4 protein-coding genes are annotated in these 13,483 nt (G+C 57.5%); all 4 read right to left on the bottom strand.

What is annotated here, in order from left to right:
- Positions 1-63: 63 nt before the first annotated feature.
- Positions 64-2,580 (bottom strand): DUF5686 and carboxypeptidase-like regulatory domain-containing protein, encoded by a 2,517-nt coding sequence (locus MWH26_RS17220; RefSeq protein ID WP_247975249.1) that lies wholly within the window; start codon positions 2,578-2,580, stop codon positions 64-66.
- A gap of 209 nt (positions 2,581-2,789) precedes the next feature.
- Positions 2,790-3,755 (bottom strand): NAD(P)/FAD-dependent oxidoreductase, encoded by a 966-nt coding sequence (locus MWH26_RS17215; RefSeq protein ID WP_247975248.1) that lies wholly within the window; start codon positions 3,753-3,755, stop codon positions 2,790-2,792.
- A 141-nt stretch (positions 3,756-3,896) separates the two neighbouring features.
- Positions 3,897-6,905 carry a T9SS type A sorting domain-containing protein gene (locus MWH26_RS17210; RefSeq protein WP_247975247.1) on the bottom strand — a complete coding sequence of 1,003 codons (3,009 nt, stop codon included), beginning with the start codon at positions 6,903-6,905 and terminating at the stop codon, positions 3,897-3,899.
- A 558-nt stretch (positions 6,906-7,463) separates the two neighbouring features.
- On the bottom strand, positions 7,464-13,256 hold the full coding sequence (locus MWH26_RS17205; RefSeq protein ID WP_247975246.1) for a T9SS type A sorting domain-containing protein: 5,793 nt from the start codon (positions 13,254-13,256) through the stop codon (positions 7,464-7,466).
- Positions 13,257-13,483 lie beyond the last annotated feature (227 nt).

Genomic DNA, 13,483 nt, shown 5'->3' with positions numbered 1-13,483 from the left:
TCAACTTTCGCTGTTCCGTAGGGCGCCTCGGCTGTACCCACCAAAACGCAAACCTTCGCTGGCCTAGAGCTTAAACTGAAAACTCACTTTCACCCCGAAGGTGCGGGCCCCAGGCGAGTTGCGGTAGGTGAGGCGATGCAGAAAATCAACCCGAGCAACCTTGAAGATATTCTCGACCCCGTAGCCCACCTCCGCGTAGGGCAGGCGACCCAGGGGCCGGAAGGAGGGCAGGGGGCCGCCGTTCACGGGGTCTTCCTGGGGGATGATGCGCCGGTTAGCCTCCCGGACGCTACCCCATAGTACGTTGCCGGTGGCTACCAACCGCCAGTTCAGCTGCTTTACGGCCGGAATGGAGTTGAGCAGAAATCCTTCGAAATGGTTCTCGGCCCGGAAGGATACGTACTGGTCGCTCACGAACTCGAAGTAGCGCATCAGGTTAAAAGCCCCCGCGTTATAGAACGGCGACTGGTTGCCCAAGTGGGTTTTGAGCACCGGATACGGCACCGTGCTAGGGATGTAGCCCGCATCGAGGCGGTAATCAGTGCGGCCCAGCTGGCCCAGCCGGATGCTCTGGTCGACGAGCAGGTTGAGCTTGTGGTAGCGAAAGTCGGAGCCCAGCACTTTGTCAACACCCAGGGTATAGCGCACCGTAAACACCGGCCACCGTTTGAGCCCGATGGCCGTGCGGCGGTTCTGGTTGTTTTCCACCAGCACCTCGTCGCGGGCGTAGCGCGACTCCAGCACAATCTCCGACAGGTCGAAGTGGTCGTTGGTGGGGGCGCCGGGCCGGGGCTCCTGGGTGTAGTAGGCAAACGGATACAGGGGCCGGAACTGCTGGTGGCGCAGCAGCACGCGCTGGGTAAAGCCCCGGAACAGGTCTGATTGCAGGGCTACCGTGGTCAGGTCGCGGCGCAGCGGCCGGCTGCTGCTGATGTCGCCCAGGCGGGCCGAAGCCTCAAACAGCGGATTTTCCAGGGCGTAGTCGTTGTCGAGCAGGGCTACCTGGTCCAGGTCCTGGCGATGCTCAAAGTTGGCTACCGTCCAGTGGCGGCGGTCCAGTACCCGCTGCACCCGCAGGCCATACTTGAAGCGCCCGTCGCGGGTGCCGTAGGCCAGGTAGGTGCGCAGCAGCCAGTCGCGGCTCAGCTCCGGCGTCGTCCGGAATCCTACCCGGAAGCGGTGCCCTTCAATGCTGTTAAAGCTGTACGCCGTCAGAATTGGCCCTAAGTCTACCTTGCCTGCCCGGTAGTACCCATTCACGGCCACATCCGCCACTTCCAGCAGGGAACGAACCGCCGGCAGCTGGCGCACGGAGTCCAGCACCTGCAGGGTGGCAGCTTCCTCCCGGCTCAGCGAGTCGGGCCGGTTCTGCTCGAAAAAGTTTTTGGGCACATCGAAGGCCGAAGCCAGGGTTTCCAGGGGCCGGTCGTAGAAGGGTAAGGGCTTGGGCTGATTCACCACAAAGCCGGAGTTGACCGTGACAAAGCGGGCCACTACCCCAGTGCTGCCCTTGGTCGGCTTAATGCCGATAACTACGCGGGTGCGGCGGGGCAGCTCCGGACCCCCGGCGGGGGTAGGCGTCATTTCCTGGTACACCCGCACCTGCTCCACAAAGTTTAGGTTGGCTTCGGGGCTAACGGCCAGGTCCAGTTGGCGCAGGGCGTAGGTGGAGGAGCTGATCCAGATGGTACCGGTAAACGCCAGGTCTTGGGGGCGGCGGGGCACTACCCCAATCTTGTAGCAGAAGTCCTGGCCCACCATCACCGAGTCCTGCAGCTCATACTCGTAGGTGAACTTCCAGCCATCGGCAATAGGCGAAATAAAGTCCTTGCCTAGGAGCTGCTGCCAGTTGCGGTAAAAATCCCAGTCCTGAAACGAGGAGCCCATAATCTGCGATACCACCGAGCCCTCGCGCGGGGCCGCGCCCCGCATTTGGGTCTGGCGAATTTCCTCGCGCCTCCGCAGGGGTTCGTTGTTCTGGTAAAAGCGCGACAACACCTCGGAGGCGAAGATGGGCACCACCGGCTTGCCGTTAGCATCCCGAGCCACGCCCAGGCTGTCGGCTACCTGGGTCATCTGGCGCAGCAGCTTACGGCGGCTGAGCTGGCTGGGCAGGTTATTGAGCGCTACTTCGGTGCGATTGTAGCTTTCGAATTCGAAAGAACGAAGGAAACGCTTGTCGTTCTGAGGTTTATGCTGCTGCACCCGGCGCAGAATAGCGTAGGCCGGATTTTCCCGGGGCCGCACCACTACCTCACCCAACGACACGCTACCGTTACCCAAACTGAAGTTGATGGTCTGGTGGTCGGGGCTGGCGGCCACCTTTTTTTTCTGGGGCGCAAAGCCAATGGCGGAGGCTATCAGCGTGTCGACTGGCCCGGTTAAGGTGAGCTGGTAGCGGCCGTTGTCATCGGCGGTAGCGCCCTGGCTGGTGCCCCGCACAAACACCGAGGCAAACGGCACGGGCTGGCCCGTAGCCGCCTCCGTGACCCGCCCGCTGAATACCACCCGCTGGGCCCAGGCCACCGGTGCCCCCGCCAGAAGCAGGAGCAGACAGAGCAGCGAAGACACGACTTTCATACAATACACTATATACGGGCAGTTGGACGCAGGTTCGGTAACAAGATACTGGTTAGCCGCTCAGCAAAAGCCAGTCGCCCCAGAAACTTACCCAACCAGTGCCCCGGCTACCCCCAAACAGAAGGGCACCTAGCTATAAGCCAGATGCCCGCAGTGCTAGTTCAGGAAGAATGAAAAAAGAGCAGAGCGGCCCCGGTGGGCTACCCCTGCTACTTCGGACATTCTTCCCGGGTCAGGGTTTCATTGATGCTGATGGCGGCGGCGCTACCCTCCGCGGCAGCCAGAATAGCTTGTTGCGTGCCCGGGGTAGTGTCGCCGGCTGCATAGAGGCCCCGCACGGTGGTTTGCTGCTTTTTATCCACCCAAATGGCGCCTTTACTCGTGAGCCGGCAGCCGATTTTTTCGGCCAGCGGGGTGCGTTGGTGCTGGTGAGCATGCACGAACACGGCCGCCCGCGCCAGCTTCTCCCCCGACGCAAACACAATGTGCTGCAACTCTCCCGTAGGCGTGCCTTCCAGCCGCACGACGGGCTCCTCGCGCACCTGAATTTTCTGCTGGCGCAGGCGGCGGCGGGCGTTTTCCGTCAAGAACCCCGGCCCGTCGATGCAGGCCACCACGTCCTTGCTCCAGCGGCTGACCAGCAACGCCAAGCCGGTTACCATTTTGGCCCGGCCGTACACGGCTAGGGGCTGGTCGCGCACTTCCCAGCCGTGGCAGTAGGGGCAGTGTAGCACGCCCCGGCCCCATAACTCACGCATACCGTCGATGGGTGGCAGTTCGTCCTCCACGCCGGTAGCCAGCAGCACCTTGCGCGCCGTCAGGGTAGACTTGCGCCCGGTTGGGCCTTCCAGGGTCAACTCAAACACGTGTTCCAGGGCCACTATTTCCACCACGCGTGCCTCCCTGATTTCTACTGAGTTGTAAGGGGTCAACTGCTCTCGTCCCAGCCCAAGCAGGTCAGCGGGCAGGGTACCGTCGCGGGTGAAGAAGCCCTGGACGGCGGGCGAAGGAGCATTGCGCGGGGCACCCCCATCCAGCACGACTACCTTACGCAGGCAGCGGCCCAGCACCAAAGCGGCGCTGAGACCCGCGCTGCCCGCCCCCACAATAGCAACGTCGACGTCAGTAAGCGGTTGGGCAAGGGGGCGGTGGCGGGCAGGACGAGGGGTCGGCATAGTTAACTGGGTTTTCCGTCTGCCTATACCAATAATTCCCATCAGAAGTTAGGTTGAGCCTACTACTGCTACCTCACCAATAAGCAAAAAGCCGCTTCCCAACAGGGAAGCGGCTTTTCATGGTTGTAAGGCGAAGCTAGATTACTCTTTCACTAAGCGCTTGGTGAAGCTCTGGCCGTTGCCTTTAATGGTAATAAAGTAGCTACCCTGGGGCAGGCCGTGGAGGTTAATAACCTCCGTAGTGCCACCTTGCTGGGAAAGCGTCCGTACCGTGCGGCCCGCCAAGTCGGTTACGATTACCTGATAAGTGCCCGCAGCCAACGTAGACAGGTTCAGGCGGGTAGGCGTAGCGGCCGAAGTTGGGTTCGGGAACACTGTTACTTCCGTGATAGCGCCAAAGCGAACCAGTTGTACTGCCGTGAGCGAGGCGGTACCATCGGTATCCACCTGACGCAGGCGGTAGTACACCGTGCCCTGGGCTTTGTTGCCTGCCTTGGCATCCACGAAGCTATAGGTGTGCGCCGTGGGGGTAGTGCCGTGGCCTTTGACCGTGCCAATGGCCTCAAAGTTGGTACCATCGAAGCTACGCTCCACCGTGAAGTGGTCGTTGTTCAACTCCTGAGCCGTAGCCCAGGTCAGCTTAGCATCTTGGCCAGCCGCTTGGGCTGTGAAGCTTACCAGTGTTACGGGCAAGGGGTATTGCTTAATAACAATGTTAACTATTTGCGTGGTCAAGCCGCCGGTAGCATCCGCCGTTCTTACCTCCACCGGATAGGTACCGCTGCGCAACAAGAGTCGATTGGTCACGGTAAACTGGCCAGTGCTGCTGTTCAGGCCCACCCCTGCGGGCAACGTAGAGTTATTCAGGACGGCATTGGAAATAGGGCCATCAACGTCAGTTACATTGGCGAGGGCATAGCCATCCGAGTAAGTTCCGCTCGGTTCGGGAGTGGTAGCATATACCGATTCTGTTTCGAACAGAGTAACACCTACGTTAAGAGTCGATTTGCCACCGGTTGCGTCTAATGTATTTACCGTGAAGGAGTAGTTGCCAAGTGTTAAAGCGCTAGTATTGCTAACCATGAATTGGCCAGTAGTAGAATTCAGCGTGGTGCCTGCGGGCAAACTGCCGGAGGAAAGCGCCGCCGATGTGAGGGCTCCATCTTGGTCTGTTACTGTCGCCAGAGAACTGTTAGCAGTCAAAGCATCTACGTTGTAGGCTTGCACGTTCGAATAAGCGGCCTCTATGTCATCCCTAACCGTAATAGTTACGGGAACATTAGTTGAACTACCTCCAACTGCGTCGGTGGTAGTTACGGTATATGTGTAGGTGCCAGCGAAAGGAACGGAGGTAGAAGTAGTGGTAAACTGACCAGTGGTAGTATTGAAATTCATGCCGGTCCCCAATGTGCCCGTTACACGGGCGGCACTGGTAATGGCTGCATCGGGGTCAGTTACCGTAGCCAGCGTAGCACCGGCAGTAAGTGCATCTCGATTGTAAACGTTGTTGGTAGAGTAAACAGCGACAGCATCAGTACCTATAATCTTAATGGTCACAGGGATGCTGTTGGTAGTGCCGCTACCGTTAGCAGCGCCCGAAGTAGTAACCGTAAAAGTATAAGTGCCAGCTGCTGGCGGCGAGTTCTTATTGTCGTTTAGGGCTACGAAGCTTCCAGCTGGGAAAGTAATCTGATTGCTGCCGTTTCCGACAGTAGTTGTGGTTGAGTAAAATACTAGTCCGGCTGGCAAAGCGCCCGTTAGCGTAGCGTTAGTAATTGTACCATCAGGGTCAGTAACGGATGCTAATATCTGGTTATTGGTTACGGCACCGCGCTGATACGTATTGGGTGAGGAGTACACTGCCGGCCGGTCGCCCACCGTAATGGTATAGTTAGCTAAGGCACTAACACCACCGAACCCGTCGGCAGCCGTATAGCGCAAAGTTCCTGAGTTACCAGTTGCCGCTCCCGTAGCTACTGCTTTAAATTCCAGGCTGGCTGCTTCTGCGCCATTCAGCGTCACGTTGTCAGTGCCACTTAGGTTCGTGCGAATACCATCCCGTACAAACGATACGGTTCCGAAACCGATATTAGCAATGCTGGATCCGTCAATTGTATAGGTGAGGGCATCATTATCCGGGTCAGTGCCAGTTAGGGCTGGCAGAGCAGTAAATACGGCCGAATTGCGGGTTACTGTAGCCGATTTGGCTTGGGCTGTAGGTGCTTGATTTGTAGTTGTGGTTACCCGGGCCGCTAGCAGAGAGCCGTTGTTATCCGATGGGTCCGAATCGTCCGTATCAATGGTGCTGCTTGCTGTGCCTGCTATAGTAGTAGAAGGCATATTGAACCGAATAGTGGAGGTGCTGATAGCGCCTACGGCCAAATTAGGAATTGTAGCCAGCGTGAGCAGGCCTGTAGTATTATCGTAGCTGCTGCCAGCTGGAAACACGGGGTTTTGCGAGTTTAGGCCTGCGCTCAGTTGCACCTGTGGGCGCACCCCAGTGGCGGCGTAGTCGCCGGAGGCAGTAGTAGTTACCGTATAAGTTACCTGGGAGCCCGGAAGAGCCCGGGCCGGCCCGCTGAGGGTAGTAGCAACGTTAGCCTGTGTGCACCAAGTAATATAATCAATACCAATGTATTGAATTCCTGGATCCGCAATTGCAAAGCGGTTCTCATAGGTAATAACGAAGCGAGTGATGGGTTTGTTGAAAGTAACGGTGACGGTACCATTCTGCTCAACATCTGGGTTTTGCCGAGCGCCCAGAATCGTATTATTGGTCCGGGAAGTGTAATCAGGGTTGTTTAGCAGCACAGTAGCATCCGCCGTAGCGTTCATGTTTAACAGAACACCGTTGGCTTGATATGCGTCGAAGGTTACCGCGTCAATAAAGTCTGTGGTATTGCGGTCAACATCATTCAGGCGAATGGAGAGGTTATTTACTGGCCGGTTGAAATAGTACGTAATCTGGGTGGTGGTATTGCTCTGGGTCGTATAGTTCGTAGACCAGAACAACTGCTGCCCCGCGCCGCCTACGTTATTGGCTGCTCCAACAGCCAACGTAGTTTCCGCTCCGCCAGTCGGCTCCACGTAAGTGCCGGCCGTGCTGATAGTAGTGTTGTTAGGTGCTCCCCCAATAATTACTGGATTCAAATTCTTCCAGTTTTCGCCAGCCGTTCTTTGGCCAAAATCCAGCGTGGTAGTTACTGCACACGTAGCCGTCGGTCGAGCAAATATCGGACGGACAGCCGGCTTATTTACTACAGGTAGTTGAGGAGTATCCACTGTTTCCTCAATGCGTACCTCTTGAGCAGTAGCAGTGAAGCTACCCAAGGGTAACAGCGCTAACCCAAGAAGCAGTAGGTGTAGTCGTGTTTTCATTTATGAAAGAAAGAATGTAACTATTGAGTAAGAAAACTTGCCGATGGGTAGGTTAAAGTCCTATTAACTGAATGGCAAACGTCTCAAAATTACATCTTTCTATTCCCTAATTGAAAAATTGTACAAACAAACACGTAAAGATAACATAAGATGCAAGTAGGATATTAATCATAATACTGATAATCAGGTGTTTGCTTATAAATGTAGATGAAACCCAATTTGAGACAGGCATCTAGTATAGCACAAAATAGCTGCGTGCTAACAGCCATACACAACAACAGGCCGCCCCGAATACCGGAACGGCCTGCTATTATGAAAAGAGCCTACTTGCTATTCCTTGCTAAACCGCAGGGTAGTAACAGCGCCTTGAGTTGATTGCACACGTACGAAGTAGACCCCAGTGGGCCAGTTTTGTACAGGCAGTTCCAGTGTTTGTTTACCAAGAGCCGTTGTTGTGTAGACTAAGCGGCCTGTGGCATCTAATACCTGCACCTGGTAGCTACCTTCAGTCTGATTGCGCAGATCAAGGGTAGCTTGAGTGGTGGCCGGGCTGGGATATACGGCCACGTCAACTGACGCTTTCGGGAAGGTAACGATCCGTACCTCCGTGCGGGTTGCGGTGCCATCAGTATCTACCTGCCGCAGGCGGTAGTAGCCAACTGAGCTAGTAGCCACTCGGCTTACGCCGCGGTCCATGAAGCTATAGGTGTGCGCCTGGGCAGTAGTACCCTGGCCCTTCACTTCCCCAATTGCCTGGAAGTTCACCGCATCAAAACTGCGCTCCACCACGAAGTGGTCGTTATTCAGCTCCTGCGACGTAGCCCAAGTGATTTTAGCATCCTGACCAGCCGCCTGGGCCGTGAAGCTTACCAGCGTTACAGGCAGCGGACGGGCACCAATGGTGAAGGTAACCGGGGCCGTGTTAGTACCGCCATTGATGTCGGTAGTGGTTACGTTTACCGTGTACGACTGGGCCGAGGTAACGGGCAGCAGCAGACGAGCGTTGCTCACGAAGATGCGGCCCGTAATCGGGTCTAGGCTTACCCCCGCCGGCAGAGTGCCGGAAGCTAGGACTGCATTAGTACCCGTGGTAGGCAGACCGTTAACTGCACCGGTTTGCAGCAAGCCGGTCGCTGGGTCATAGATAACGCCGGCACTGTTGTATACAGCTGTATTCAGGTCCGTAATCTGCGCCAGCACATCACCATTGACGTAAGGATTCGCGCCGCCTTTGCTGTCATTGAAGACAGTATAGGCTGAACTGAGATCCTGAGCTACCGGGATGGTATACAAAGCTGCCGGGGATACCAAACCACCATTGTCGGTGGCCGTGTACGTGAAGAATGCATTACCCACAAAGTTGGGAGCCGGTACGTAGCTGAGCTTCGTGGGGTCCGTAACTAGACCAGCCGCAGTGGTAGCAACTACGCCGTTGTAGTACAGGGTGCCCGAAGTCGGAAGCGACGTGATGGTGTACGAGACAATAGATCCGCCTGCATCCGTGGCGTTCAGCGGGGAAATAGCCAGCGGCGTGGCCGAGGTGTTGCCCCGAACGCTTTGCAAGGTGTTCCACACGTTTTGAGCTACCGGCGCAATGTTGAGCGGAGTAGTGGTCAACTGGTCCGTGTTGGGCAGCGAGTTAGCGTCTTCACCAGCCGAAGTTACCGATGCAGAAAGCAGCAGGTTGCCCGTCGCAGGCATCGGCAGCGAGAAGGAGTGCACTACTGCATTCGCCACCCCAGCCGGCAGGCTAGTAATAGCGCTGAAGGTTAGAGTACCCGAACCAGTGTTATAGGTAGCTACCGGCGTCGAGCCGCTCGTGAACGTGATAGTCGAGCCTGAGAGCGTGCCCGTCAGACCATCTACCTGCAGGTTGGCAACCGTTAGGGCCGAGGGCAAGGTAACCGTCTGGGTAGTGGGAGTCGAAGCAGCCGACGGACCATTGTTAAGCGTAGTTACCGAGTACGTGTTGATAGTGCCGGGAGTCGCCGTGGTGGGGCCTTCCAGGCTGGTCGTCACGTCGAAGCTGTTGTTAACGGTAACGCTGCTGTTAGCGCGGTTGACGCCCGCGCCGCTTTCAGAAGTAGCCGAAGCTATTTCGGAAATTACTACCAACTGACCGCTGCCCACCGGAGCCGGGAACGACACGGTGTAGCTGTCACTAGCAGCATTCACGGCCAAGCTAGCGAGCGGAGCGAAGGTCAAGAGGCCCGTTGTTACGTCGTAGGTGGCGCCGGAAGCCGGGCCGCTGCTGAACGTAATTACGTTACCGGACAAAGTACCCGTTACCCCGCCTACCTGGAGCGTACCAGCCGACAGACCGGTGGGCAGGTTAACCGTACGTACTACGCTAGTGGCTGTGCTGCCCGCCTGGTTTCGGTAAGCAACAATGTACGTGACGGTGGAACCCGCAAGCACCGAGGTAGGTGCACCATTCAGGGAAACGCTGGTTACCAAATCTGCCGTTTCCGTTGTAGTGGGAGCAATGCTGGTAGTCAGAGCCACTCTGTTATTGCTAGCTACTACATCGGTGGTGGCGCTGCTCACGCTAGCAACTGGCGTGAGCGAGCCACCCGTGGGGTTGGGCATGGTAAAAGTCACGTAGTTTACTACGCTGCCACCTGTGGCCAGCGTAGGCGCCGTGGCGAAGGTGAGCAGGCCTGATCCAGTGTCATAGCTGGCAGTGCTGGTGCCAATGCCGGGACCTACTTGCACGTTGGTTAGGTTAGCGGGCAGCTGCAGGGTAGCGAAGGCGTTGCTGGCCGTGGTGGGGCCGTTGTTCGTCATCGTCACAACGTAGGTGACCGGGTTGCCGATTACAGCCGTTTCTGGACCGTTGATGCTCACAGTCAAGTCAGCATTAGCCGTTACCGCCGTCAGTAGGTTGGCCGAGTTGTTGGTGCTCACGCCATCAGCGGTTACGCTGGTAATGGCGCTAATAACCGGGAAGTTCTGGCCAGGAGCCGTGAACGTTACGGTGTACGCTTGTACCGCGCCGGCGGCGTCGAAGGCTACGTCGGGGAAGGTTACCAGGCCCGTCGTGCTGTTGTAGGTCGCGCCAGTTACGGTAGTGCCGTTCGCATCCGTAACGATTACGCCGTTGAGGCCGGCAGGCAGCTGGGCAGTTTCCTTCACCGTGGTAGCGGTAGTAGTGCCGGCATTGGCGAACCGTACTACATAGGACACTGGCAGGCCGGCCACCGTCGTGCTGGGGCCGCTGATGGTCGTAGTTACCTCGGGGGTAGTACGCACCTTCACGGTTACCGAAGCTACGTTATCAGCCGGTACGTTGTCGCTCAGGTTTGATGTCACCGAAGCCGTAGCCACCATCTGGCCATCGTTGCCAACGGTAGGGGGGGTAACCACGGTGAAGGTGGGGAACGTGTTTGTGTTACCGCTGGCTTGGTTGGTCAGCGTGCCGTAGGTCAACACACCCGTCGCTACACTATAGGTAGCCGTGCTACCAAAGGTGATAATAGCTGTTGCTCCCGAACCTGATGCAACGCCGTTGGCACCGGTAACGCTCAGGTTGGCCGTGGTCAGACCGGGCAGCAACTGCACGCGCTGTACTACGCCCGTGGTTGAGGTGGGGCCATTGTTAGTAGCCGTTACGGTGTACGTAACCGCCGTTCCAGCTGCCACTACCGTCTGGTTCGCCGTGATAGTCGTCGATTCGTTGGCGAGCGAAGTGGTAGCGCCCGTCAACGTCAGGTTGGTGCTTGTGGCGCTGTTCAGGTACGCGACGTTGTTGTTCGTAACAGTTTCCGTACCGGAGGTGGTGCTCACCGTGGCCGAAGGCGCAAACGGGGTAGTTGGGGCCAGGAAGCTGATGCTATTGGTTACCGTCTGGCCGGCGGGCAGGTTGTTCAGGGTCGGGAAAGTAACCACCCCGTTGCCGCTGTTGTAGGTGCCGCCGTTGGTGATGTACAGGCCACTCAGGCCGGTAGGGAGCTGCACCACTTGCGCGGCCGTAGCAGCCGTGTTGGCGCCGTTGTTAGTCGTCGTGACGTAAAGCGTAACTGGTGAGCCAGCAATGGCCGAAGTCGGACCGCTGAGCGTCGTTGTCAGGTCGAAGGCCGTACCTATCGTGGCGTAATCCACGTTGTTAGCCGTGCGGCCTGCTTCGTTGGTCGTCGTCGTCACCCGAGCCGTAGCTGTTACCGGCGCCGAGGAACTGCTCAGGGTGTACGTGATGGTAGGAGCAAAAGAGCCGCCGTTAGCCAAGGTGGTAGCGGCCGCAGGGAAGGTCACCAAACCCGTTGCGTTATCGTAGCTGCCGCTGTTGCTGGGGGTTACCGTGTTCCCGGTACCAGTAGTCAGGCCGGCCGGCAACTGTACGGTGTACACTACTCCGGCCGCATCTTGCGGACCGTTGTTGCTGAAGCTCACGTTAAACGTGCCGGTAGTGGCACCAGCTACCACGGGGGCAGCCGTAATGCTGGCCGTTACATCGGCAGCCGTTACCGTGCTCAGTGTCAGCGAAGCGTTGTTAGGTGCAGCATTCGCGCCCTCCGCCGTGGCGGCGCTGGTGCTGGCCGTTACAGCCAGGGTGGTGCTGATGGCAGTTGGAGCCGTGAAGGCAAACGATACGGTGCTCGTGGCGTTATCGGCTAGTGAAGCAACCGAGCCGAAGTTGATGACGCGCGTTGTGGGGTCGTAGCTGGCAGTTGAGTAAGCATTCTGGATGGCTGTCAGCTGATCGGAAGAAAGCGAGGCCCCAACCGGTAAGGTTACCGTGCGGCCTACCGTGGTAGCAGTGCTGGGGCCGAGGTTGGTAAAGGTAGCCGTGTACGCGCCCGTGGGCTGGCCGGCGTAAAGCGTGGTCGGACCAGTGATGCTCACCGTGACGTCGGCAATCGGCGTCACCGTATACGACACGCTAGCTGCATCCAGCGCCGAGTTAGCTCCTTGGCTGGTAGTAGTGGATGTGTTGCTGGTTACAGCCAGAGTGTTGCCGCTGGCGGCTGCCGAAGGCGTAATGGTGAAGTTGTAGCTCACCGTACCAGTTGAACCGGCCGCCACGTTGGTACCGGCTGGGAAAGTAACCGTCCAACCGGTCGCCTCATTACCGCTCACGGTACCAGTCGGAGCCGATACCGCCGAAACCGTGTTAGCGGGAATCGTGACGGTGCGCGTGGTGCTAGCTGCTACGGAAGGACCATTGTTGGTAAACGTAGCTGTGTAGTTGCCCGATACCTGGCCGGTAGCCAAGCTACCTGGACCGGTAATCGTAGTAGTTACATCCGCAACAGGGGTAACAGCAGTGGTTTCCGTATCAGTATCAGCTGCAACGTTGAGGCCTTGGCTGGTGGGGGTGCTGGTATTGCTGGTAACAACAACGTTAGCTACGGGTAATGGCGTTAGGTTGAAGCTGTAGCTTACTGAGTTGCCCGAAGCTACGTCACTTCCGGCCGGGAAGGTAATCGTCCAGCCGCCCGCTTGGCTACCAGTTACGGTGCCACTTGGAGTCGACACCGCCGAAGCCGTATTACCCGGAATCGTGACGGTGCGCGTGGTGCTAACCGCCGCCGAAGGACCGTTGTTGGTGAACGTGGCCGTGTAGTTGCCGGATACTTGACCAGCTGCCAAACTAGCTGGCGCCGTCAGGGTTGTTGTTACGTCGGCTACTGCACCGACGGTGCGAGTTACAGTAGCGGTGTTGGCAGCGGTATTAGCGCCTTCATTAGTGGTGGTGCTCGTGCTGCTAGTTACAGCTATGTCCTGACCGCTGGTAAGCGGGCCGGGCGTCAGGGTAAAGTTGTAGCTTACTGCGCCACCTGCGCCAGCTGCCACGTTAGTGCCGGCCGGATAAGTAATCGTCCAGCCTGCCGCTTGGCTGCCAGTTACGGCACCAGTTGGGGCCGATACAGCCGAGGCCCGGTTAGCCGGAATGCTAACCGTACGCGTGGTGCTGGCGGCTACATCGGGGCCGTTGTTAGTGAACGTGGCCGTGTAGTTACCCGAAACCTGACCAGCGCTCAACGAGCCAGGAGCAGTGATTGAGGTCGTTACATCGGCTTGAGTGCACCAGGAAATCTGTTCAATACCAATGGTTTGCAGGCGCGTGGGGTTGGCAGCTCCAGTGGCCGTAAGATTAGACGTATTAAGGTTACGAAAGAACATCGTGACCGTACGCACAGGTTCAGCAAACGTGACAGTTACGTTACCGGCTCTGTTTGGTGTAGTAGTAGTACCGTTCAGGGCAGTGCCCCGCACGCCTTGTGTAGAGTAAGTACCAACACTGGTGGTAATAGCTACTCCACTAACGAAACTGTTTGTGTTGTTGCTTCCTAGCGTAACATTGCTGCCAGCTAACGGAACCGCTTGGTTGCTGCCGTTTAAGGCGCTGA

The sequence above is a fragment of the Hymenobacter sublimis genome (assembly GCF_023101345.1).
Classification (GTDB): domain Bacteria; phylum Bacteroidota; class Bacteroidia; order Cytophagales; family Hymenobacteraceae; genus Hymenobacter; species Hymenobacter sublimis.
Note: the sequence above shows the minus strand (reverse complement) of the source record. Positions and strands in the feature narration are given on the sequence as shown.